General features: G+C 73.6%; 20 protein-coding genes. 11 read left to right on the top strand and 9 right to left on the bottom strand.

The window, feature by feature from the left end; translation table 11 throughout:
* Positions 1-63 precede the first annotated feature (63 nt).
* A complete protein-coding gene (locus V6R91_RS14785) occupies positions 64-1407 on the top strand; it encodes a phosphotransferase (protein ID WP_336395881.1) in 1344 nt (447 codons plus the stop codon).
* Here the strand turns inward: V6R91_RS14785 and V6R91_RS14780 are convergent.
* Together V6R91_RS14780 and V6R91_RS14775 are read right to left on the bottom strand one after the other, a co-directional pair.
* Positions 1353-4850, bottom strand: a complete 3498-nt coding sequence (locus V6R91_RS14780) for an ATP-dependent DNA helicase (protein ID WP_336395880.1) — start codon at positions 4848-4850, stop codon at positions 1353-1355. The two genes, V6R91_RS14785 and V6R91_RS14780, sit on opposite strands and share 55 nt — an antisense overlap.
* Positions 4847-8089, bottom strand: coding sequence for an ATP-dependent helicase (locus tag V6R91_RS14775; protein WP_336395879.1), 3243 nt, complete (start codon positions 8087-8089; stop codon positions 4847-4849). The genes V6R91_RS14780 and V6R91_RS14775 overlap by 4 nt, the downstream gene beginning before the upstream one ends.
* Before the next feature lie 176 nt (positions 8090-8265).
* Here V6R91_RS14775 and V6R91_RS14770 point away from each other — a divergent pair, with 176 nt between their 5' ends.
* Positions 8266-8490 (top strand): DUF3107 domain-containing protein, encoded by a 225-nt coding sequence (locus tag V6R91_RS14770; RefSeq protein ID WP_067249077.1) that lies wholly within the window; start codon positions 8266-8268, stop codon positions 8488-8490.
* Positions 8491-8495: 5 nt separating this feature from the next.
* Positions 8496-8783 carry a hypothetical protein gene (locus V6R91_RS14765; RefSeq protein WP_219084918.1) on the top strand — a complete coding sequence of 96 codons (288 nt, stop codon included), beginning with the start codon at positions 8496-8498 and terminating at the stop codon, positions 8781-8783.
* Between the two features lie 33 nt (positions 8784-8816).
* Here V6R91_RS14765 and V6R91_RS14760 read toward each other — a convergent pair whose 3' ends face one another.
* Complete coding sequence (locus V6R91_RS14760; protein ID WP_219084917.1) at positions 8817-9530, bottom strand: ferritin-like fold-containing protein; 714 nt, start codon at positions 9528-9530, stop codon at positions 8817-8819.
* 216 nt (positions 9531-9746) lie between these two features.
* Here V6R91_RS14760 and V6R91_RS14755 point away from each other — a divergent pair, with 216 nt between their 5' ends.
* Entirely contained in the window at positions 9747-11252 is a 1506-nt protein-coding gene (locus V6R91_RS14755; protein ID WP_219084916.1) for a DEAD/DEAH box helicase, read from the top strand.
* 101 nt (positions 11253-11353) lie between these two features.
* Here V6R91_RS14755 and V6R91_RS14750 read toward each other — a convergent pair whose 3' ends face one another.
* Positions 11354-12241, bottom strand: a complete 888-nt coding sequence (locus V6R91_RS14750) for a PHP domain-containing protein (RefSeq protein ID WP_336395878.1) — start codon at positions 12239-12241, stop codon at positions 11354-11356.
* An 86-nt stretch (positions 12242-12327) separates the two neighbouring features.
* Here V6R91_RS14750 and V6R91_RS14745 point away from each other — a divergent pair, with 86 nt between their 5' ends.
* On the top strand, positions 12328-13353 hold the full coding sequence (locus V6R91_RS14745) for an endonuclease/exonuclease/phosphatase family protein (RefSeq protein ID WP_271062417.1): 1026 nt from the start codon (positions 12328-12330) through the stop codon (positions 13351-13353).
* A gap of 18 nt (positions 13354-13371) precedes the next feature.
* Here V6R91_RS14745 and V6R91_RS14740 read toward each other — a convergent pair whose 3' ends face one another.
* Complete coding sequence (locus V6R91_RS14740; RefSeq protein ID WP_336395877.1) at positions 13372-13761, bottom strand: DUF3054 domain-containing protein; 390 nt, start codon at positions 13759-13761, stop codon at positions 13372-13374.
* A gap of 71 nt (positions 13762-13832) precedes the next feature.
* On the opposite strand from V6R91_RS14740, the gene V6R91_RS14735 reads away from it, so the two are divergent.
* Positions 13833-15257 (top strand): aminopeptidase P family protein, encoded by a 1425-nt coding sequence (locus V6R91_RS14735; protein ID WP_336395876.1) that lies wholly within the window; start codon positions 13833-13835, stop codon positions 15255-15257.
* A complete protein-coding gene (locus V6R91_RS14730) occupies positions 15254-15514 on the top strand; it encodes a hypothetical protein (protein WP_336395875.1) in 261 nt (86 codons plus the stop codon). The genes V6R91_RS14735 and V6R91_RS14730 overlap by 4 nt, the downstream gene beginning before the upstream one ends.
* A gap of 51 nt (positions 15515-15565) precedes the next feature.
* On the opposite strand, the gene V6R91_RS14725 is transcribed toward V6R91_RS14730, so the two are convergent.
* The gene (locus tag V6R91_RS14725; protein ID WP_336395874.1) at positions 15566-16267 is read right to left on the bottom strand and encodes an alpha/beta hydrolase family protein; all 702 of its coding nucleotides are present in this window, start codon (positions 16265-16267) and stop codon (positions 15566-15568) included.
* Positions 16264-17145 carry a general stress protein gene (locus V6R91_RS14720; protein ID WP_271063109.1) on the bottom strand — a complete coding sequence of 294 codons (882 nt, stop codon included), beginning with the start codon at positions 17143-17145 and terminating at the stop codon, positions 16264-16266. The genes V6R91_RS14725 and V6R91_RS14720 overlap by 4 nt, the downstream gene beginning before the upstream one ends.
* Before the next feature lie 122 nt (positions 17146-17267).
* Between V6R91_RS14720 and V6R91_RS14715 the strand changes: the two genes are divergently transcribed.
* The 3 genes from V6R91_RS14715 to V6R91_RS14705 are packed head-to-tail and all read left to right on the top strand — an operon-like array spanning position 17268 to position 20202.
* Positions 17268-18542, top strand: a complete 1275-nt coding sequence (locus V6R91_RS14715; RefSeq protein WP_067250242.1) for a magnesium transporter MgtE N-terminal domain-containing protein — start codon at positions 17268-17270, stop codon at positions 18540-18542.
* Positions 18542-19066: a DUF1003 domain-containing protein gene (locus V6R91_RS14710; RefSeq protein ID WP_336395946.1), complete on the top strand. Its 525-nt coding sequence runs from the start codon at positions 18542-18544 to the stop codon at positions 19064-19066. Before V6R91_RS14715 ends, V6R91_RS14710 begins: the two co-directional genes overlap by 1 nt.
* Entirely contained in the window at positions 19063-20202 is a 1140-nt protein-coding gene (locus V6R91_RS14705) for an Mrp/NBP35 family ATP-binding protein (RefSeq protein ID WP_336395873.1), read from the top strand. Before V6R91_RS14710 ends, V6R91_RS14705 begins: the two co-directional genes overlap by 4 nt.
* Before the next feature lie 301 nt (positions 20203-20503).
* Here V6R91_RS14705 and V6R91_RS14700 read toward each other — a convergent pair whose 3' ends face one another.
* Positions 20504-20929: a Sec-independent protein translocase TatB gene (locus tag V6R91_RS14700; RefSeq protein ID WP_336395872.1), complete on the bottom strand. Its 426-nt coding sequence runs from the start codon at positions 20927-20929 to the stop codon at positions 20504-20506.
* 108 nt (positions 20930-21037) lie between these two features.
* Here V6R91_RS14700 and V6R91_RS14695 point away from each other — a divergent pair, with 108 nt between their 5' ends.
* A complete protein-coding gene (locus V6R91_RS14695; protein WP_336395871.1) occupies positions 21038-21676 on the top strand; it encodes an O-methyltransferase in 639 nt (212 codons plus the stop codon).
* 88 nt (positions 21677-21764) lie between these two features.
* On the opposite strand, the gene V6R91_RS14690 is transcribed toward V6R91_RS14695, so the two are convergent.
* Entirely contained in the window at positions 21765-21938 is a 174-nt protein-coding gene (locus tag V6R91_RS14690) for a DUF3117 domain-containing protein (RefSeq protein WP_084344892.1), read from the bottom strand.
* Positions 21939-21949: the final 11 nt, after the last annotated feature.

The following is a 21949-nucleotide window of genomic DNA, read 5'->3' as shown; positions in this document are numbered from 1 at the left end:
GCGGGCTGGCGTTCCAGGCGTGGCGCGGCCCGGCGGGCGGTGCCGCCGACCTACCCTGGTGGCATGGCTCGCTCTCCCTTCACTCTAGCCGCGGCTGTCACGGCCGCCGTGCCCGGAGCCGAGGTCGTCGGCGCCCGCGCGCTGTCCGCCGACGGCGACGGGCGCTTCGACTCCGCCGTCGCCACGCTGGCCGACGGCCGCGAGGTCGCCATCCGCGTCGCGAGCGACGACGAGACGAGCGCGGAGCTGGCGTCGGAGGCGATCGCCCTGCGCGCGCTCACCGCCGGCGCGCGGGAGATGCTCCCCTTCGCGGTCCCCGAAGCGCTGGGCGAGACGCGCGTGGGCGAAGCGCGGGCGCTGGTCTCCTCGCTCGTCCCCGGCTTCCAGGTGGAGGCCGCCCACATCCCCGCCGGGCGCGGCGCCGCGACGGCGATCGGCGCCGCGATCGCCGGCATCCACGCCCTGCCGCTGTCCGTCGTCCGGGCCGCCGGTCTCGGTGAGCGCACGCCGGAACAGGTCCGCGAGGACATCCGCGAGCTCGTCGACCGCGCCGCGGCGACCGGACGGGTCTCGGCGCGGCTCACCGTGCGCTGGCGCGAGGCGGTGGAGACCGACGACGTCTGGCGGTTCGAGTCCGCCGTCGTGCTCGGCGGCGCGCACGCCGGCTCGTTCCTGTTCGAGGACGACCCCGACTTCGGGCCGGAGGTCTCCGGAGTGATCGGATGGCACGGGTTGCGCATCGGCGACCCCGCGGCGGATCTCGCATGGCTGGCGTCCGCCCCGGATGCGCGCGAGGACGTCCATTCCGCCTACGCCTCCGCGACGCTGCGCTCCCCGGATCCGGCGCTGCGCGTCCGCTCCCGGCTGCTCGCCGAGCTCGAGTTCGCCCGCTGGCTGCTCCACGGCGACGAGACGCGGCGTCCGGACATCGTCGACGACGCCGCGCAGCTGCTGGACTCGCTCGCCGAGGGGATCCGCACCGACGATCTCGTGCCCCGTCGCGGTCCCGGGGCGGGCGTGGACGAGGCCATGGTCGCGCTCGAGAGCGTGCCGGCCACCGCGACCGCCGAGGTGGACACCTCGATGCAGACGGACGCCTACGATCCGAGCGCGTTCGCCGGCATCGCCGCGGACGACACCGCCGCCTTCGGACCGCGGCACGACACCGGGGAGTCGCCGGCGGCGGATCGGACGGTGCCCGGGACGGACGGGGCGGATCCGGACGACACGGCCCCGATTGATCTGGACGGGGACGCGTTCGACGCCGCAGGCCTGCGACCGGACGACGATCCCGCGGGCGGTGCAGCCTCCTCCTCGCCCGCGGCCGCCATCTCCTCCGACGAGGAGGAGGCTCAGCGCGCTGCCCGCGCCGCGTTCCAGCGCTGGAGCAGCTCCTCCTCGGAGTAGACCCGGTCCCCGCGGATCACGAGGTCGTCCCCCACGTAGAACAGGGCGACGTCGATGTCCGCCATCGGCACCCCCGTGCTTCGGTGGTAGGCGAGACGGTAGAGCGCCAGCTGGAGCATCCGCTCCTCCCGCTCCGCCGGCGTCGCGGGAGGGCGCCCGGTCTTCCAGTCGACGATCTCGATCCGACCGCCGCGGTCCTCCCGGCGGTACACGGCGTCGAGCTTGCAGATCACGATGCGACCGGGATCGCCTGCGGACGGCGGGAGCGCGAAGTCGATCTCGGTCTCGACCGCGATCGGACGCAGGGGCGCCCATTCGGACCGCTCGAAGATCTCCCGCAGTCGTGCCAGGTCCGCGGCGTCCGCTCGACCGATCTCGTCGCCCTGGTTCTCCTCGGCGTCCTGTTCCCAGAGCGCATCATCGGTGGAGGCGCCGGCCCCGACGAGACCGGACCGGTGCTCCACCCAGGCGTGAAAGAGCGTCCCCAGTCGTGTCTGCCGGTACGGTTGTTCGGGCATCGGCCTCGTCAACGACCGGACGGTGCCGGAGAAGTCCGTCACGTAGTCCTTGAACCGCGATGCGGGGACGCGAGTCGGTGCGTCGGCATCGGTGCCGCGGCGTCGCGCCTCCCGCTCCGCGAGCAGCCGCTGCAACACGCGGTCCGGTGCGGGGGCCGGGCCGTCCGCCGCCGCCCGCACGGCCTCGGCTGCGTCGACCACGCGCGAACGCCGATCGCCCAGCGGGTCGAGGGGCCAGGATCGGGTGAGACCGGTTCCGTCGTAGGGGTTCTCGTCCGGATCCGTCTCGCCGATCTCCTCCAGCCCGAGCGCGTCGATCGCCTCGCGCAGGAACGGGCTGGGCGTCCGCGGCGTCTTCTGACCCGCCCAGTGCGACCCCGACAGCAGCAGGTCGTGCCGTGCCCGGGTGAACGCCACGTACGCGAGACGGCGCTCCTCGGCACGCTGGTACTCGCGGTACGCGTCCTTGAACCTCGGGAGGGCGCCGCGCTTGTCCGGGTCCCGGCTGCCGCTCGCCAGGGAATCCAGCGCCGCCTTGTCCTGAGCGCGGGCGTCCGGTCCCGCCGCCTCCCTCGCGGCCTCGGGGTCCCAGTCGAACCGGGGCAGCGCGTCCCGATCGCCGCGGAGCGGGAAGGGCACGACACCGAAGCCGAACCAGCCCTGCGCATCCGTCACCCGCCCGGGAAGCTCGTCCTCGACCAGCCGCACGACGGCGACCGCGTCCCACTCGAGTCCCTTCGACCCGTGGATCGTCAACAGCTGGACGACGCCGGGCTCGGGCGGCTCCGGCCGCGGCATGAGCTCGTCCGTGCTCTCGGCCTTGTCGAGCCAGGCCAGGAGACTCCCGATGCTCCCCCGCTCGTCCGCGGCGAGGAAGGCGCGCACCTCGTCGCCGAACGCCCGCAGCTGCGTCCCGGCGAGCCGAGCGGGTCCTCGGGACTCGTTCGCGGCGAGCTCGATGTCCAGCCGGAGCTCCAGCTCGATGGCGCGGATGAGCTCGGGGATCGGCTGTCCGGCGGCCCGGCGCAGCCGCTCGAGCATCTCACCCGCCTCTCGGAGACGAGCCCGACCCTCGGGGCTGATCCCGGCGAGCAGGCGGTAGTCGTCCGGCAGGGAGCGGACGACATCCACGGCGTCGACGATCGAGACCGCCTCGTCGGCTCCGCGCGAGGCACGGAGGCGCTGTCGGACCTCCTCCGGCAGGGGCGTGTAGGCGCCATCGCGCTCGGCCAGCGTGACGGCGAGGTCGTATAGAGCGGCCATGTCCGCGACCCCGACCGCGAAGCGAGGGCCGACGAGGAGCCGGATCAGAGCCGAGCCCGAGGTCGGATCGTGGATCACCCGCAGCGCCGACACGACGTCGACGACCTCCGGTGTGGACAGGAGCCCGCCCAGTCCCAGGATGCGGTGCGGCACGCCCCGCTGGGCCAGCGCGGCGGCGAAGGTCTGCATGTGGCGCTTCGAGCGGAACAGGATCGCGCCGGTGTGCGGGGCGGGGCCCTCGCCCGACGAGCCCGGATCGGCACCGGCGGCGTGCGCCGCGCGACGCGCCACGAACCACTCGGCCACCTCCGCCGCCTCGTCGTCCACGGTGAGGGGGAAGCGCACCTGCACGTCCCCGATTCCCGCGCCGGGACGCGGCTCGAGCCCGGGCACATCGAGCCCCGGACGCTGCAGCGGGACGAGGACCCGGTTCGCGGCGTCCAGGATCCGCCGGTCGTTCCGCCAGCTCGTCATCAGGCTGTATGTCGCGGCGCGGCTCTCCCGGGCGAACGCGCCGCCGAAGGCGTACAGATTGTCGGCGCTCGCCCCGCGCCATCCGTAGATCGACTGATGCGGGTCGCCGACCGCCATCACGGCGGAGTCGTGGAAGAGCGCGGACAGGAACCGCGTCTGGATCACCGAGGTGTCCTGGTACTCGTCCAGCAGGACGACCCGGTGCTGCTCCCTCAGCTCCGCGCGGACCTCCGGGGCCGCCTCCACGATGTCGAAGGCGCCGCCGACCTGGTCGGCGAAGTCCAGGACCCCGCGCCGGTCCTTCTCGGCGATGTAGTCGCGCACGAGCCGGACGAGCACGGGCATCGTGAGCAGGTTGTTCACGGCCGTCTCGACCTCGGCACGCGCGCGGTACGGCTCGAACGCGCGAGCCTGGTCGAGGGCGAGCTGCTCCATCCGATCGAGATCGACCCGGTGGTCCAAGACGTCGCCGGCCAGCCTCTGCACGGCGTCGATCACCCCGGTCACCGACCGGTCGATCTCCTCCAGCCCCGGAAGCTCGGCCCGGAGGACCACGTGACGCGCGATCAGCCAGGACGCGGACTGACTGAGCATCGCCGCCTCGGGGTCCCGTCCGATGCGCGCGGCGTGCTCGCGCACCAGCGCGTCGGCGAAGGCGTTGTACGTGGAGACGCGAGGGCGGATCATCAGGTCCTCGATCGCGCGCGGCGCCGTCGGATCCCATCCCGTGTCGAATCGCTCGGCCAGCTCGTCCAGCACGTGGCTGCGCACGAGCGCTCGCTGCCGCCCCGGCGCGGCTTCTTGGACGCGCCGCAACGCATCGCCCGCGACGATCTCCGGCACGTGCGGAAGCAGACCGCGGACACCGAACTCGTCGACCACGGCGAGGCGGGCGCCGATGCGCTCCCCCAGCTCACCCGCCGCCTTGCGGGTGAAGGTGAGCCCGAGCACCTCGTCACGCCGCACGTGCCCGTTGGCGACCAGCCACACGACGCGCGCCGACATCGTCTCGGTCTTGCCGCTGCCCGCACCGGCGACGACCAGAGCGGGCGCCGGCGGCGCCTCGATCACCCGCTGCTGCGCCGGCGTCGGAGTGGGAAGACCCAGTGCCGCCGCGATCTCGACGGCGGAGACGCCGTCGCCGTCCGGCCGGGCCGGATCGCGGAGCAGGGCCCCCTCCGGCCTCACGCGGACACCGCCGGGACGGTGTGGATCCGGCAGGTCTGCACGCGGACCTGCGTGTCGGCGCAGTGCGCCTCCACCTGCGCGGTGAAGCTCGACGCCGCCATCCCCCTGGCGGCGTCGGCCACCCGGAGGAGGAACTGCTCCCGCGCCTCGTCGGCGAGCGTGTGCTGATGCGCCACCCGGTAGTCCGCCTTCCCGACCGTCTTCGACACGATCACCAGCCGCGCGCCCGCGAGCGCAGCGGGGCTCGCCCCGTCCACGAGTCCTTCCTGCACGGCGATCTGGTAGGCCGACAGCTGCGCGTGCGCGGCGACGGCCGACTCCGTGTCCGGCTCGTACTTGCCGGTCTTCAGGTCGACCACCACGACGCGCTCCCCTGCTTCTCCCCCGGCCATCTCCGTCCATCGCTGCCCCCGCGCCGCAGCGTGCTCCCCGGCCCCGGCCGGGTAGACCTCGACACGGTCGATCGCACCGTTGACGAGGGCCTGATGCGCCGCGCGCTCGGGGTCCGGTGCGCGCACCACGGGCGCATCGGGGTCGGTCAGATCCACGGCGAAGCGGAAGGTGCCCTCGGCGGCGACCACCCGGCCTCCGTCCCGGGCGACGGCGGACAGGTAGGCGTGCAGCCGCTCGATGTACAGGTCGGCCCGGCGTCGTTCCTTGCGCGCGATCCACGCCGTCTCGAAGTCGAGCTCGGGCCAGTGCTCCTCGACGACCGCGCGCAGTCGTTCCAGGTCGCCGTCCGGCACCCGCTCCATGGCCTCGTGCACGATCGTGCCGAGCCCGGCGGACGGCGGCAGCACCGTGTCGCCCCCGAGAGCCGACACCACCCAGTTGAGACCGCACTCCTCGAAGGACTCGACCTTGGACGGCGAGACCCGGACGCCGGTCGTCTCCAGGTCCCGCAGCGGCGCGGAGATGGACGCGGGGCGCACGCCGTACCACTCCTCCGGTGCGGCGCCGGGGACGCCCGCCTCGGCGAGCAGCCGCAGTTGCCCCGCCGCCTCGGCGCGAGCGGCGGCATGCGCGGGGATCGGCGTCGTCGCCGTGAGCGTGCGCCGGTGCCGCGCGACCAGCCCGCGCAGGGTGAGCGGGTGCGCGAGGAGGTCGTCGTCGTCCGTGCGCGGCGCCGGCAGGAAGGAGAAGAACGGGCTCGGGCTGTGATCGTCGTCGTCGACGGCGGTCACCATCAGTCGGCGGCGAGCCCGGGAGATCGCGCGCACGAACAGCCGCAGCTCGTCGTGCAGCGCCGCGCGTCGGCGGTCGACGGTGGTGTGCACGTGCTCCGGCTCCCCGGTGCGCGCCGCCGCGATGACGTCCGCGAGCCGCCAGGTCTCTAGCAGACCGCCCCGCAGGCGCAGGTTCGGCCAGACGCCGTCCTGCACCCCGGCGACGACGACCGCGTCGAACTCCGTGCCCAGCGCCGATGCGGGCGTGAGCAGGGTGACCGTCCCCGCGCGCTCCGGGGCGGAGAGGGAGTCCTCGGGGACGTCGCTCTCCAGGATCTCGTGCAGGAACTTCTCCGGGCCGTTCTCGGGCGAGCGTTCCACGGAGCGCTTCGCGGCGTCGAACAGCGCGACGAGCGCGTCCAGGGCACGAGCCGTCTCGGCTCCGCTCGCAGACGCCGCCGCCTCCTGCCAGGCCGTCGCCAGACGCCGGCCGTCCGGCGCGCGCGAGGCGTCCCACACCCGCCACAGCAGATCGTGGATCGTCTCGCCTCGGGCCGCGGCGGCCGCGACGTCGCGCAGAAGCACCGCGAACCGATCCGCCGTCCGTGCCTCCGCCGTGTCGATGTGCGCCAGCAGCGCCGGTTCCGCGAGCGCGTTCCGCAGCAGCTCTCGTGCCGGCGTGGCTCCCCCCGCTTCGAGCTCTCGATGTCGCAGATGCGCGCGCAGGCGGCGCAGTCCGACGCCGTCCAGACCCCCGAACGGTGTCCGCAGCGCCTCGGCGAGCTCCAGCGCGTCCCGATCGGCGGCGGGCTGCAGGGCCAGCCGGACGACCCCCAGCAGGTCGCGCACGATCGCCTCGCTGCCCAGCGGGTGCTGGACCCCCGCGGCGCGCGTCGGGACCTCGCGGGCCGCCAGCTCCGTCTCCAGCTCGGAGATCTGCCGGGTGTCGTGCGCGATCACGGCCATGCGCCCCCAGGGGATGCCGTGCGTGAGGTGCCAGTCCCGCAGGGTGACCGCGATCCGATCGATCTCCGCGTGCGGTGAGGGAGCGAGGGCCGTCGTCACCGGCGGGTCCGCCTCGGGGCCGTCGTCCGCGGGAGCAGCGGCGTCCGGAGCGCGACGGTGCTCGATCCGCCCCGCGGTGCCGATCGTCTGCGTCACGGTCCGGGTGAGAGCCGTCAGCGCCGGCACCTGACGATGCGGCTCGTCCAGCACATGGACGTCGCCGAGGACCGCCGCCAGTCCCGCGAACAGCTCCGGACCGACACCGCGGAACGCTCCCGATGAGATGTCCGGGTCGCCGAACGCGAGCACCGCGACACCGCGCTCCCGCAGGGCGCGAACCAGGTCGACCCCTCCCGCGGTGAGCTCCTGGGCATCGTCGATGAGCACCGCACGCAGCGCGCCGAGAGGCCCCAGCAGCGCGGCATCGGCGGAGCGCAGGATCGCGGACGCCTCGGCGACGAGGTCCGCGGCGTCGCGGTGGCTCGACCGAGCGCGGTCGAGGACACGGCGGTAACCGGTCTGGAAGTCGGCCACGGCGTGCCAGGCGGCTCGATCCGTCGCCCGCAGCTCACTCGGGCTGACGCGCAGCTCGGCGCACTCGGCGAGGAAGGCACGCAGCTCCGACCGGAACACCCGTGAGGACCGCACGGTGGCGCTCAGCGTGCTCGGCCACCGGACGATCCCTTCCGCCTCGTCCTCCGCATCCTGCTCCAGCAGGGCCGCCACCAGGCGGTCCTGGTCGGCCCCGGTGAGCAGGGCCGGCGGCTCCTGCCCGGCCCTGACCATCGCACCGCGCACGATCTGGAAGGCGAAGGATCCGATCGAGCGCGCGAGCGGACCCGGCGTCGCGACGCCGATGCGGACGCCGATGCGGTCGCGCAGGGCGGTCGCCGCCTGGCGGCTCGGCGTCAGGGCGAGGACCTCGTCCGGTTTCGTCCCCTCCTCGAGCAGTCGCGCGACCCGGTCGACGAGCGCGGTGGTCTTCCCCGTCCCCGGCGCCCCGATCACGGTTCCCGAGGCGTCCACGGGCGCGGTGACGACGGCGCGCTGGCGGGGGTCTTCGGGCATGTCGTCCACGCTAGCCGTGACGCCCGACACCGGGGTCCTTCCCGCCCCGACGGCGGCCGTCGCCGGGGCGGGAATCGCTGTCCGCGAACGCCGCCCGTTCCCGGCTCCCGGGACCCGGCCCCGCGATAGAGTGGCCGAGAACTCACCGACCTGCACGATCTGCAAGGAGCGCACGCGTGGAAATCCGCATCGGCATCATCAACACCGGCCGCGAGCTCAGCTTCGAGACGAGCACCCCCGCCGACGAGGTCCGCAGCCAGGTCGCCGCGGCGCTCGACCAGAACTCCAGCCACGTGAGCTTCTCCGACGTCAAGGGCAACTCCTACATCGTGCCGACCGCGCACCTCGGCTACGTCGAGCTCGGCACCGAGGAGTCGCGCCGGGTCGGCTTCGTCGCCTGATCGCGATGTACATCCTCCTCGCGATCATCGCCGCCTGCGCCGCGGGAGTGGCGATCCACTTCGCCCTCCCCGGGCGCGAGACGCGCGGTGTCGCCGTCGCCCCCGCGGTGACCACGGCGACGGCCGCCGCCGTCTACACGCTCGCCCAGTGGGCGGGGTTGGCCGAGAGCAGCGTCTGGCTGTGGCTGGCCTCCCTCGGCGGGGCCGTGGTCGTCGGGGTCGCCGTGACGCTCGTGCTCACCTCGGCGCGCACCCGCTCGGACGCGGCGCAGCGGGCCGAGCTCGGCATCTGATCCCGCCGACACGGGACCGGCGCGGCCCGACCTCTAGGAGGCGAGCCCCATCGCGTCCATCCGACGGGCGTGGGCGCCCATCAGCTCCGTGAAGACGGGCTCGACGCGACGCTCGTCGTCCTCGCCGAGCTGACGCGGCCGCAGCGCCGCCCGCGCGACGAGGAGCGCGTCGCCGACCAGGCGCCGCCCCCACATCGACAGCAGAGAGCGCCACTCCTCGTCGCTGGAGATCGTCGCCTGGATGATGTCCACGATCTCGTTGCGGTCGTCCGCCGCGGCGAGGATGTCCACGACCTGCCCGCCGGCACGTCCGTAGCTCGACGCCAGGGCGAGATAGAAGTCGTCGAGCATCCCGGCAGTGAGGTACACCGCGAGCAGCGTCTCCCGCGGACGCACGCCGATCGTCTTGCGCCGGAAGGCGTCGAGCTGCTCTCGGAACGGGAGCATGACCTCCGTGGGGTCGTCCCCGCGCTCGCGGATCACGTCCACCAGACGCGTGTGCTTGGTGAGCGCCGCGCCGGCCGCGCGCGACAGCGCCTCCTTCTCGGCGAGCTCCGGCGTCGCGCGGATGAGGCGGGTGAGGGTCTCGAAATAGCCCAGCTGCAGGTACGCCGCCTGGCCCAGGAACGTGTTCAGATCCGGAGCGAGCTCCGCGAAATCCACCCGGGTCGCATCGCCCAGGTCGCCCCGGGAGCGGAGCACGAGCGCGCGCCGCGGGGACTTCCTCTGCCAGAACCACCTCACCACGCGCTCAGCCTACTGCGGCGGGCGCCCCCTGCCCGGACGAAGCGGCGCGAGCCCTCTGCGACACGGCTCCTCCGGCGCGGAGCCGGCCCTCGGGTAGGCTTATGTCGCTCCGGCGTCGGACCGGGGCCCCGCGCCTGTGCTTCGAAGAACGGCGTGGATCCGTACTCTAGGCGGTGCCCGAGGAAGACGACGGGCCGCCGGACAGGCTGTGCAACAGTGACGACTTTCGCCGAACTCGGCATCGATCAGGACATCGTGGACGCCCTCGCGGCGAAGGGGATCGTGGATGCCTTCCCCATCCAGGAGCAGACCATCCCCCTGGGCCTTCCCGGCCAGGACATCATCGGACAGGCCAAGACGGGCACCGGGAAGACCTTCGGGTTCGGCATCCCGGTCGTCCAGCGGCTCGGCATCGACCCCGAGCCCGGCGTCAAGGCCCTCATCGTGGTGCCCACCCGCGAGCTCGCCGTCCAGGTCTACGAGGACATCGACCTGCTGACCTCCGGACGCTCGACCAACGTCGTAGCGATCTACGGCGGCAAGGCCTACGAGGGTCAGATCGAGCAGCTCAAGGCCGGCGCGCAGATCGTCGTCGGCACCCCCGGCCGACTGATCGACCTGGCGGGGCAGCGACTGCTCGACCTCTCGAACGCGACCGAGGTCGTGCTCGACGAGGCCGACAAGATGCTGGATCTCGGCTTCCTCGCCGACATCGAGAAGATCTTCCAGAAGGTGCCGGCGGTGCGCCACACCCAGCTCTTCTCCGCGACGATGCCCGGCCCGATCGTGGCCCTCGCCCGCCGGTTCATGTCGAACCCGATCCACATCCGCGCGAACGACCCCGACGAGGGGCTGACCCAGGCGAACATCAAGCACATCGTCTACCGCGCGCACTCGCTCGACAAGGACGAGGTCATCGCCCGCATCCTGCAGGCGGAGGGCCGTGGGAAGACGGTCATCTTCACCCGGACCAAGCGCGCCGCCCAGCGGCTGGTCGACGAGCTCGCCGACCGGGGGTTCAACGTCGGCGGCGTGCACGGCGACATGGGTCAGGAGCAGCGCGAGCGGTCCATGGCGGCGTTCAAGGCCGGTAAGAAGGACGTCCTGATCGCGACCGACGTCGCCGCACGAGGCATCGACGTGGACGACGTGACGCACGTCATCAACCACACGATCCCGGACGAGGAGAAGACGTACCTGCACCGCGCCGGTCGCACCGGCCGCGCCGGCAAGACCGGGATCGCCGTCACGTTCGTCGACTGGGAGGACCTGCACAAGTGGGCCCTCATCAACCGCGCGCTGGAGTTCGGCCAGCCCGAGCCGATCGAGACGTACTCCTCCAGCCCGCACCTCTACACCGACCTGAACATCCCGGAGGGGACGAAGGGGCGCCTGCGCACGGCACCCGCGGCGGAGAAGCCGGCCCGCAAGCCCCGCGAGCCGCAGCGCGCGGCGGACGCGGCCGCCGAGGGAACGGCCGAGGGCGGCACGCGTCGCCGCCGGCGCCGCCGCCGCGCGTCGGGCGACGTGGGGTCGACCTTCGCCGAGGGCGCTTCCGCGCAGCCGGCGAAGTCCGCCCCCGCGGGCGAGACCGACCGCAACGCGGAGGGGGCCGGCACCCACGACGGCGACACCACGAAGGAGCACCACGACGGCAAGCCTGCTCCGCAGCGCCGCCGTCGCCGCCGCCGGTCCGGAGGCGCCGCCCCGTCCGGCGCCTGAGGTCCCGAGCCGTTTCGGGGCGGCATTCGGTCGTTCGGGGCGCGCCCCGGGGTGTTTCTTCCCCATCCCGCGCCCCGAAACGGCGCTCGCGCGCCGAGAGGTCAGGCGGGGAAGGACGGCGGGGAGCCCGTGCCGCGCTCCAGGATGCGCCGGACCATGTCGTCCGAGGTCGTGTTCTCGCCGGGCCGGTTCGGCTTGCCGTGGCCGTGGTAGTCGCTGGATCCGGTGACGATGAGGTCGTGCGCGCGCGCGAGGTCGCGCAGCACGCGCTTGCCCGACGGGGTGTTCTCGCGGTGCTCGATCTCCAGTCCTCCGAGACCGGCCGCGATGAGCTCTTCCAGCAGCGGGACCGGCACCATCTGGCTGCGTCCGGACGGGGCGGGGTGGGCCACCACCGCCACTCCCCCCGCCCGCGTGATCAGGCGCACGGCGCGGACGGGATCCGGGGCGTAGTGCCCCTCGTAGTAGCCCTCCCGCGGGTGGAGGATGCCGTCGAACGCCGCCGTGCGGTCCACGGCGATCCCCCGCGCGACGAGGGCGTCCGCGATGTGCGGTCTGCCCACCGTCGCGTCGCCGGAGGTCTGGGCGAGCACGTCGGCCCAGGTGATCGGGTAGTCGCGGCCGATGTTCCGCACGATCCGCTCGGCCCGTCCGACGCGGTCGTCCCGGATACGCTGCATCTCCGCGGCCAGGGCCGGCGAGGCGGGATCGAACAGGTACGCCAGGACGTGGATGCTGCGCCAGCCGTCTCGCGTGGACAGCTCCATCCCCGGGAGGAACGTCATGCCGAGCCGGACCGCCTCGGCCCGCGCCTCATCCCAGCCCGCGGTCGTGTCGTGGTCGGTGAGCGCGATCGTTCGGACGCCGTGAGCGTGCGCCTGCGCGACGACGGTCGCGGGCGGCTCGGTCCCGTCCGAGCGGTTCGAATGCAGGTGCAGGTCGCCGGGGCCCTGGAACCGGGGCCCGCCGGGCGCCGCAACATCCGTCATGCTCCGAGCGTAGCGAGCGCCGACGGCCACCGGCGCGCCCGCGGCGCACCAGTCCCCTCCCAGGCGTCTCCCGTAGGCTCGACGCGATGTTCCGACTCCTGGGGATCCTCGTCACCGTGCTCTTCGCGATGCTGACGGCCGTTCTGACGTGGCCGCAGTTCTTCCGCCTCGAGCAGACCTTCCCCGTGACCCAGATGATCGCCTCCCGGGGCCTCCTCGCCGCGGCGTTCCTCGGCGTGGTCGTGCTGGCGCTGCTGCTCGCCATCGCCCGGCCCCTTCGCGGCTTCGCGGCGTCCCTCGCGATCGTGGCGCTGCTGGGCGCCGGCGCGTCGGCGGCGATCGGCGCGGTCCGCGGCTTCGCGCCGGCGGCGCTCCCCGAGAAGACCGGGAGCAGCGTCCGAGTGCTGGCCTGGAACACGGCCGGCGAGGCGGTCCCGGCGGAGGAGATCGCCCGGACCGTGGTCGGACAGGGCGCCGACATCGTGGCGCTCCCCGAGACCACCGAGGACGTGGGCGAGCAGATCGCGATCATGCTGCGCGAGCAGGGGCACCCGATGTGGGTGCACCACGTCCAGTTCCGCCCCGAGGTCGAGCAGGGTCCCGACTCCTGGCAGACGACGATCCTGATCTCCCCGGACCTCGGCGACTACGCCGTCGTCGAATCGGCCGCGGACGGCACCAGCAACACCGGCTCCGTGCCGAGCGTCGTCGTGATGCCGGTGGACGGCGACGGGCCCACCGTCGTCGCGGTCCACACCGTGGCCCCTCGCCCGGAGGACATGGACGGATGGCGCGAGGACCTGCGCTGGGTCGCGGACCAGTGCCCGGGCGGCAACGTCATCCTCGCCGGCGACTTCAACGCGACGATCGACCACATGGCCGGCCTCGGCGTCGACGGCGGAGACCTTGGCGCCTGCCGTGATGCCGCCGCCCGGACCGGCGCCGGTGCGCTGGGCACGTGGCCGACCCTCGTCCCGGAGCTCGTCGGCGCGCCGATCGACCACGTCATGGCGACCGACCAGTGGCGACCGAGCGGATCGCAGGTGCTGCCCGCGACGGGCGGGAGCGATCACCGGGCCCTGATCACTCAGCTGGAGCCCGTGGCGCCGTAGCCCCGGCGTCGGGCCCGCTCAGGCGCCCCGGCGCGAGCGGCGGGCGATCAGCGCGGCGATCAGTCGCCACCCGACGAGGAACAGCAGCAGCGTCGCCGTCGCGACGACGACGAACGGCAGGGCCGTGCCCGCACCCGTCGCGAGGCGCAGGAGCATGCCGCCCGCGACGGCGATCGCCGCCAGCGGCAGCCCCGTCCGCAGCACCGCACGGGGCGCGCGCCACGCCATCAGCACGAGCCAGCCGAGCGCCAGCCCGGCGAGAAACGGCCAGGCGGTCTCCACGACGCCGAGCGGGGTCAGACCCCGTTCATGGCTGGCGCGCCCGATCGCGGCGAACACGAGGACGAGGACGACGTCGATGCCGGCGGCGGAGAGCCAGCGGGTCGGTGCAGAGGTGTCGGGGGTCATGTCCTCGCCAGACTACCCGCGCGGATCCGCCGGATCGCACCCGGGAGGCGGCCCGGTGAGAGGATGGACGCATGAGCACTGCAGAGCGCGACACGATCGCCGAGACCCGCGACGACGCCGGCGAGGCCACGGAGAAGACCAACCGCCGCCAGCCCTTCCCCCAGGGCTTCCTGGACACGATCTCCACCGGCTGGGCGGACCGTCCCGAGTCCCTGCCCGCTCCCCGCGCGCAGGCGTCGTTCGCCGCCGCGCGCCGCGCGAGGGTCTCCGCCGCGTTCCCCGGCAGGCGGCTGGTGATCCCGGCGGGGTCGCTCAAGCAGCGCAGCAACGACACCGACTATCCGTTCCGCGCGCACTCCGCCTTCGCCCACCTGACGGGCTGGGCCGCGGACGCCGAGCCCGACTCGGTGCTCGTGCTCGACCCGACCGCCGACGGCCACACCGCCACCCTCTACTTCCGGGAGCGCGCCGACCGCACGACCGCCGAGTTCTACTCGGACGCCACGATCGGCGAGTTCTGGATCGGGCCGCGCCCGTCGCTGGCGGGCGTGGCGGCGGATCTCGACATCCCGACCGCGCACCTGGAGCAGTTCGCCGCGGGCGACGACGATCTCGTCGTCGACGCCGACCCCGATCTCACCCGTGTCGTCTCGGAGCTGCGCCTCGTCAAGGACGAGTACGAGGTGGCCGAGATGCGTCGCGCGGTGGCCATCACCGCCGACGGCTTCGACGACATCGTCCGGGACCTTCCCCGCGCCATCGCGCACAGCCGCGGCGAACGGATCGTCGAGGGCGTGTTCCACCAGCGCGCCCGCAGCGACGGCAACTGGGAGGGCTACGACACCATCGCGGCGTCCGGCCCGCACGCCTGCTATCTGCACTGGACCCGCAACGACGGCGCCGTCGTCCCCGGGGACCTGATCCTCATCGACGCCGGTGTCGAGGCCGACAGCCTCTACACCGCCGACATCACCCGGACGCTCCCGGTCTCCGGCACCTTCAGCGACGTGCAGCGGCGGGTCTACGACGCGGTGGTCGAGGCCGCCGACGCCGCCTTCGCCGCCGCCCGGGTCGGCGTCCCGTTCCGCACCGTGCACGAGGCCGCCATGCGCGTGATCGCTCGCCGCACGGCGGAGTGGGGACTGCTGCCGGTATCCGCGGACGAGGCGCTGGACGCGGACCGGGGCGGACAGCACCGCCGATACATGGTGCACGGCACGAGCCACCACCTCGGCATCGACGTGCACGACTGCGCCCAGGCGCGACGGGAGATGTACTACGACGGGATCATCGAGCCGGGGATGGTGTTCACGATCGAGCCCGGTCTCTACTTCCAGATCGACGACCTGACCGTTCCCGAGGAGCTCCGCGGGATCGGCGTGCGCATCGAGGACGACATCCTCATGACCGAGGACGGGCCGGTGAACCTCTCCGCCGGGATCCCGCGCACCTCCGCCGAGGTGGAGGCCTGGATCGCCCGCCTGCAGGGCCGATGATGTTCTACGGAGGCTTCCCGGCCGTCGGCATGCTGCTCTTCTGGCTCCTCACGATCGTGATCCTCGGCGGCACCGTCTACCTCGCCGTCCGGTTCGCCGTCCTGCATGCGCTGAAGTCCCACACGCGGTGGATCGATGCGGGCAAGCCCTCGGGGCCGCCCGCGCCTCCGCAGACCCCGGGCGCCCCGCCGCCGTACGGCGCCCCGCCGGCGCCGGGCGCGCCAGGTGCTCCGCCCGCCGTCCCGCCGCGTCCCTGACCGGGCCCGCCCGTCCTGCCCCGCCCGCCGCGCGGAGCACGGCGAGGGCGGTCAGACGGCGCCGACGAAACCCGCCACGAGCGGAGCCAGGCCCGCGCCCACCTCGGGCGCGGGCCTCTTCGCGCCCTTGACCTCGAAGGAGTGCCCGCCGCCGTCGATCCAGGAGATCCGGGCATCCCGGCAGGAGGCGACCGCTTCGTCGAGCTGCGGACGCGGCTGGATGAACGGGTCTTCGGTGCCCTCGACGAACAGCTGCGGCGCAGTGACGGCGGGCAGATGCTCGACCCGCGGCTTGTCCGGCCGTCCCGGCGGGTGCAACGGGTAGCCGAGGTACACCAGGGCGTCGACGTCGAGGCCGTCAGCCGCGGCCATCGACGCCATCCGACCGCCGTAGGACTTGCCGCAGGCGACGACGAGGCCGGCGCCGACCTCGGGCTGCAGCGCCTCCCGGATCAGGGCCACAACGGCCCGCCAGGCGAGGATCGCGTGGGCGGCGGGCCCCGGCATGCGCCGGCCCGCCTCGACGTAGGGGAAGTTGAAGCGCACGGTCGACAGGCCCTCGTCGCGGAGCCCGCGGGCGAACCCGGTCAGGAACGGGTGGTCCATGCCCGCGCCGGCGCCGTGCGCGATCGCGACGACGGCCGGCGAGTCCGACACCGCGCCGAACGCGGCCCGCACGGCCACCCGCCCGGCGGGGAGCTCCACGGGCACGCTCAGCGCCCGCTCGTCTTGCGCCTCGGTGCCCTCGGTCACGAGCGGACGGATCCTCCGTCGGACTCCGGATCCGTGCCGGGCGCTTCGCCCGCCGGGGTGTCTTCCGCCGGCGCGTCGGGCGCAGGGGCATCGGCGCGGGGCGCTTCCGCCGCGGGCGCGTCGTCCGCCGGCGCGCCGGCTCCGCTCGGCTCCGGCTCGGCCTCGGCCGGCACCGACGGCTCGCTCGCGGCGGGCTGCGGGTCCGCGGGACGCGGCGGGATCGCGGCCGGCGGAGGCGGCGCGATCCGCTCGCCGTAACGCGGCGGCTCGTCGGACGCCAGGGCCGGGGCGGCCGAGGGGGCGGGCGTCGCCGCGGGCTCGGACGGGGCCGCGGGCGCCGTCGTTCCCGGGGCGACGCGTTCCCCGTACCGCGGCGGCTCGTCCGTGACGACCGGCGCGGGGCGGGGCGCGGGCGCCCCTCCGCCGAGGGCCTTGCGCGCCTTGGCCAGCGAGCCTGCCTGCACGGTGACCTCGTAGTGATCGGCGGCGAGCTGCATGACGCTCGCGTAGTCGCGGCGGCGACGGACGATCGCGTAGGTGACGAGGCTGAGGATCATGCCCATCGCCACGCCGACGAACAGCACGCCGACGAAGGCCTGGATCGGGGCGACGGGGTTGCCCAGCACGAAGATCGCGGAGAGGAAGAGGCCGATCAGCACGCCGTTGATGGCGCCCGAGCGCGCGGCGTTGGCATAGCCGAGCCGGCCGGTGACCCGCTCGATGGTGCGCACGCCCATCCCCACGATCGCGATGTCTCGGGCCGGGACCTCCGCGGCGATGAGCTTGGACACGAGCTTCTGGGCGGCCTCGTACTCGCGCACGGAGGCGACGGTCTCGCCGACCTCGGCGGCGCCGGCAGGGCGGTTCAGCATGCTCATCCCGCCATTCTTCCACGCCGTTCTCATGAGGTTCCCGCGAGCGGTGCCCCGCGGGTGAACATCCCGGTCCTGCGCGGAAACGACGGGCGTCCGCCGATACCCGGGACAGTACGCTGGAACCCATGAGCACACAGCGGGTTTTCGTCGCGCGCCTGGCCGGGTGCGCCGTGTTCGACCCCGCCGGCGACCGGCTCGGCAAGGTCCGTGACGTCGTCGTCGTGTATCGAAGTACGGCAGCCCCGCGCGTGATCGGGCTCGTCTGCGAGATCCCCGGCCGACGCCAGGTCTTCCTCTCGATCGGACGCGTCACGTCGATCAGCACGGGGCAGGTCATCACCACCGGTCTGATGAACGTACGCCGGTTCAAGCCGCGAAACGGCGAGGTCCGGGTCATGGCCGAGCTGCTGGGACGCCGTGTCGACTTCGCCGACGGGAGCGGCACCGCCGCCATCGAGGACGTCGCGATCGAGCCGAACCGCCTCGGCGAGTGGTCGATCGGCCAGCTCTTCCTCCGCAAGCCCAAGACGAGCGCGTCGCCGTTCGCCAAGGGGCCCACGACCTTCGCCGCCTGGAATGAGGTGCGCGAGCAGCTCCGCCCCGGGGAGTCGCAGTCCGCCGAGCAGCTCGTCGCCACCTTCTCGGAGCTGCGCCCGGCCGACCTCGCCAACACCCTGCTCGACCTTCCGCAGCAGCGCCGCATCGAGGTGGCGGAGGAACTGCCGGACGAGCGGCTGGCCGACGCTCTCGAGGAGATGCCGGAGGACGAGCAGATGACGATCCTCGACCGGCTCGGCGACGAGCGCGCCGCCGACATCCTGGACCAGATGGAGCCGGACGACGCCGCGGACCTGCTGGCGCAGCTCCCGAAGGGGCGCCTGGAGCACCTGCTGGAGCTGATGGAGCCCGAGGAGGCCGAGGACGTCCGCATGCTCCTGCGCTACAGTCCCGACACGGCCGGCGGTCTCATGACACCCGAGCCCATCATCCTCTCCGCCGATGCGACCGTCGCCGAGGCGCTGGCGCTCATCCGCCGCCACGAGCTGCATCCCGCGCTCGCGGCCGCCGTGTTCCTGACGCTCCCGCCGTTCGAGACCCCGACCGGCCGGCTCCTCGGCGTCGTGCACTTCCAGCGGATGCTGCGGTATCCCCCGCACGAGCGGCTCGGCGCGATCGTCGACGACACGCTCGAACCGGTCCCGGTCACGGCGTCGGCCGCGGAGGTCGCGCGCATGCTCGCCAGCTACGACCTCGTCTCGCTGCCGGTCGTCGATCAGGCGCACCGGCTCGTCGGCGCCGTGAGCGTCGACGACGTCCTGGACTACCTCCTGCCCGAGGACTGGCGCTCGCAGGACGCCGCGGATGAACCGTCCGCACCGGCCAAGGGAGTGGCCGGATGATGGCGCGGCCGTCGTCGTCGGCGGGGCTCGACGCGCCCCGCCGCGGCGCGGTGCGTTCCCGCCCGCAGGTCTCGCGCGATCGCTTCGGCCGGTTCACCGAGTGGGTCGCGCGGGCGATGGGCACGCCGATGTTCCTCGTGCTGCTGACGCTCTTCTGCGCGGCGTGGCTCGCCTGGAACACGCTCGTGCCGGAGTCCTGGCGCTTCGACTCCGCCGCGAACGGCTTCACGGCGCTGACGCTGATGCTCTCGCTGCAGGCCTCGTACGCGGCGCCGCTGATCCTGCTCGCGCAGAACCGCCAGGACGACCGCGACCGGGTGCAGATCGAGCAGGACCGTCAGCGGGCGGAGCGCAACCTCGCGGACACCGAGTACCTCGCCCGCGAGATCGTCGCCCTGCGGATGGCTCTGGAGGAGCGCACCGCCCAGCCCGTCACCCGCGACGTGCTGCGGCACGAGCTGCGCGCGCTCCTCGCGGAACTCCGGGAGGACGAGCCGGAGCCGGCGGCGGAGCAGCGTCCGTGACCGCCGCGAGCGCCGAGGACGTCCGTCGCGCGGTCGGCGCCGTCGTGGATCCTGAGCTGCGCCGACCGCTGGCCGAGCTGGACATGGTGCGCGACATCTCCGTCGAGGGGACCGAGGCCCGCGTCGGCATCGCGCTGACGATCGTGGGGTGCCCGGCCGCGAACCGGATCGAGCGGGAGGTGCACGCCGCGGCCTTGGGCGTGGCCGGTATCGACGCGGTGACGGTGGACGTCGGCGTGATGACGCCGGACGAGCGGCGGGCGCTGACCGAGCGGCTGCGCGGCGGACGACCCGCGAGGCAGATGGCGTTCGGCCCCGACTCGCTCACGCGGGTGATCGCGGTCACCAGCGGCAAGGGCGGCGTGGGCAAGTCGTCCGTCACGGCGAACCTCGCCGTCGCCCTGGCGGCGCGGGGTCGTCGCGTGGGGCTCATCGACGCGGACGTGCACGGCTTCTCCATCCCGGGCCTTCTGGGCATGGTCCAGGACGGCAGGGCCCCGCAGCCCACGAGGATCGACGACCTCATGCTGCCGCCGGTGGCCTACGACGTGAAGGCCATCTCGATCGGGATGTTCCTGCGCGACGGCGAGTCGGTGGTGGCGTGGCGCGGGCCGATGCTGCACCGGACGGTCCAGCAGTTCCTCACCGACGTCTTCTTCGGCGACCTCGACGTCCTCCTCATCGACATGCCGCCCGGCACCGGCGACATCGCCATCTCGCTCGGCCAGCTCCTTCCCCACGCGGAGGTGCTCGTCGTCACCACCCCGCAGGAGGCCGCCGCGGACGTCGCGATCCGCAGCGGGCTCGTCGCGCGCCAGACCGGCCAGCGTCTCATCGGCGTCGTCGAGAACATGGCGGCCCTCACTCTCCCGGACGGGACGGTGCTCGACCTGTTCGGATCCGGCGGCGGCGCGGCCGTCGCGGCGGCGCTGTCGACCCCGGACGAGACCGTGGACCTGCTGGCGTCCGTGCCGCTCAGCACGGCGCTGCGGACGGGTGGCGACGCCGGGACGCCGATCGTGCTGTCCGATCCGGCGGACCCGGCGGCGCAGGCTCTGCAGCGGCTCGCGGACGCGGTGGATCGGCGGGGCCGCGGACTGTCGGGGCGCTCCCTGCCCTTCGCCCCGGGGACGTGACGCGCTCTCCCCACGCACCGCGTCCGCACTCGCCGCATCAGGCGAACACGCCAGATCAGGCGCGCAGCGCCCCTCCCCGCCTGAACTCGCCCGAACGCCTGATCCCACGCGGGTAGGACAGGGACCCGACGCGGGGCTCGGGCGGCAACGCGCGAAGTGAGCGGCCGCGCGGGATCAGGCGAACACGCCAGATCAGGCGCAGGGCGCCCGAAACAGCCTGAACTCGCGCGAACGCCTGATCCCACGCGCGGGGTCAGGAGCTCGCGTGACCGGGAGCGGGGTCAGGGGGCCGCGCGCCGGATCAGGTGGCCTCGCGGTCGTAGGGAGGCGGATCGTCCGCGCTGAACTGGCGCGGAGCGGACGGCTTCGCACCCGTGCTCGCCGATGCCCCCGCAGCCGCCGCGCCCGCGACTCCCACACCCGCCGCCGCAGACGTCGCGGCGGCGGTCGTCGCGGGGCCGGACGACGGATTCGTGTCCAACAGGGCATCGCGGATGATGCGGCGCGGATCGTACTGACGCGGATCGAGCTTGCGCCAGTCGAGCTCGTCGATCTCCGGCCCGACCTCCTCGCGCATGCGGTCCTTCGCGCCGCGGACGTACTCCCCCGCCCGTCGCGTGAACCGCGCGAGCGCCTCGGCGTATCGCGGAAGCCGCTCGGGGCCGACGAGAAGCGCGGCGATCACGCCGATCAGCAGGAGCTTCTCGAAGGTGATGCCGAAGAACATGTGACCAGGCTACCGCCGCGCCTGCCCGCGCGACGCACGACGTGCCCCTACCCTGGAGGAGGCCGTGGTACCGCGGATCACCCGCGCCACGGCGGGTCGGAGAGGAACATGAGCGAGCAGGACGCGAACGCGCGCTTCGTACGCGAGGCCATCGTCGAACCGGACGCCATCGCCCGGGCGCGGGCGCATGCCCGCGAGCTCGGCGCCGCGCCCATCAGCGCAGCGGTCGGCGCCGAGTGCGCCGTGCTCGCCGCGACGGTCGCCGCGCGCTCGATCGTCGAGATCGGCACCGGTGCCGGCGTCTCCGGCCTGTGGCTGCTGCGCGGAGCCCCGAACGCGGTGCTGACCTCGATCGACAACGAGCCCGAGCATCTGGCGGCGGCACGGTCGGCCTTCCAGGACGCCCGCATCGCTCCGACGCGCGCCCGGTTCATCGCCGGGAGGGCGTCGGACGTGCTCCCGCGCATGAACGAGGCGGCATACGACGTGGTCCTGGTCGACGCCGACCCGGAGAACGTCATCGAGTACGTCGCGCACGGACTGCGCCTGGTCCGCGAGGGCGGTGTGGTCCTGGTTCCGCGCGTGCTCAGCGGAGGGCGCGCGGCGGACCCCGTCCAGCGCGATGCCGTCACGACGGCCTATCGATCGCTGATCCAGGAGACGCAGCAGTCCCCGGCGGTGCTCGCCGCGCTGTCCGCCACAGGAGAGGGGCTGCTTCAGCTCGTCAGCGTGGCCGACCGCGACTGAGCACGAACACTGAGCTCGGGCGACGACACGAGAACCCCGCGTCCCGAAACGGGAACGCGGGGTTCTGTGTGGGAGGCCGGACGCGTCGTCACGCCGCATCGACGACGGCGCTCAGCACGTCGTGAAGCTCCTTCGCCTCGGCGTCGTTGACGGAGACGACCAGACGTCCGCCGCCTTCGAGCGGAACCCGAACGATGATGAGGCGCCCCTCCTTCACGGCCTCCATGGGTCCGTCTCCGGTCCTCGGCTTCATCGCTGCCATCGCGGTGCTCC

The sequence above is a fragment of the Microbacterium sp. CCNWLW41 genome, assembly GCF_037083505.1.
This window is presented reverse-complemented; position numbering and strand designations above follow the sequence as displayed.

Excerpts from the sequence above, each read along its gene's own strand:
- V6R91_RS14765 (WP_219084918.1), top strand. The coding sequence starts at position 8,496 with ATGTACATCCTCCTCGCGATCATCGCCGCCTGCGCCGCGGGAGTGGCG.
- V6R91_RS14730 (WP_336395875.1), top strand. The coding sequence starts at position 15,254 with ATGATGTTCTACGGAGGCTTCCCGGCCGTCGGCATGCTGCTCTTCTGG.
- V6R91_RS14735 (WP_336395876.1), top strand. The coding sequence starts at position 13,833 with ATGAGCACTGCAGAGCGCGACACGATCGCCGAGACCCGCGACGACGCC.
- V6R91_RS14750 (WP_336395878.1), bottom strand. The coding sequence starts at position 12,241 with ATGACGGATGTTGCGGCGCCCGGCGGGCCCCGGTTCCAGGGCCCCGGC.
- V6R91_RS14785 (WP_336395881.1), top strand. The coding sequence starts at position 64 with ATGGCTCGCTCTCCCTTCACTCTAGCCGCGGCTGTCACGGCCGCCGTG.
- V6R91_RS14740 (WP_336395877.1), bottom strand. The coding sequence starts at position 13,761 with ATGACCCCCGACACCTCTGCACCGACCCGCTGGCTCTCCGCCGCCGGC.
- V6R91_RS14745 (WP_271062417.1), top strand. The coding sequence starts at position 12,328 with ATGTTCCGACTCCTGGGGATCCTCGTCACCGTGCTCTTCGCGATGCTG.
- V6R91_RS14690 (WP_084344892.1), bottom strand. The coding sequence starts at position 21,938 with ATGGCAGCGATGAAGCCGAGGACCGGAGACGGACCCATGGAGGCCGTG.
- V6R91_RS14775 (WP_336395879.1), bottom strand. The coding sequence starts at position 8,089 with ATGCCCGAAGACCCCCGCCAGCGCGCCGTCGTCACCGCGCCCGTGGAC.
- V6R91_RS14710 (WP_336395946.1), top strand. The coding sequence starts at position 18,542 with ATGGCGCGGCCGTCGTCGTCGGCGGGGCTCGACGCGCCCCGCCGCGGC.
- V6R91_RS14715 (WP_067250242.1), top strand. The coding sequence starts at position 17,268 with ATGAGCACACAGCGGGTTTTCGTCGCGCGCCTGGCCGGGTGCGCCGTG.
- V6R91_RS14720 (WP_271063109.1), bottom strand. The coding sequence starts at position 17,145 with ATGAGCATGCTGAACCGCCCTGCCGGCGCCGCCGAGGTCGGCGAGACC.
- V6R91_RS14695 (WP_336395871.1), top strand. The coding sequence starts at position 21,038 with ATGAGCGAGCAGGACGCGAACGCGCGCTTCGTACGCGAGGCCATCGTC.
- V6R91_RS14700 (WP_336395872.1), bottom strand. The coding sequence starts at position 20,929 with ATGTTCTTCGGCATCACCTTCGAGAAGCTCCTGCTGATCGGCGTGATC.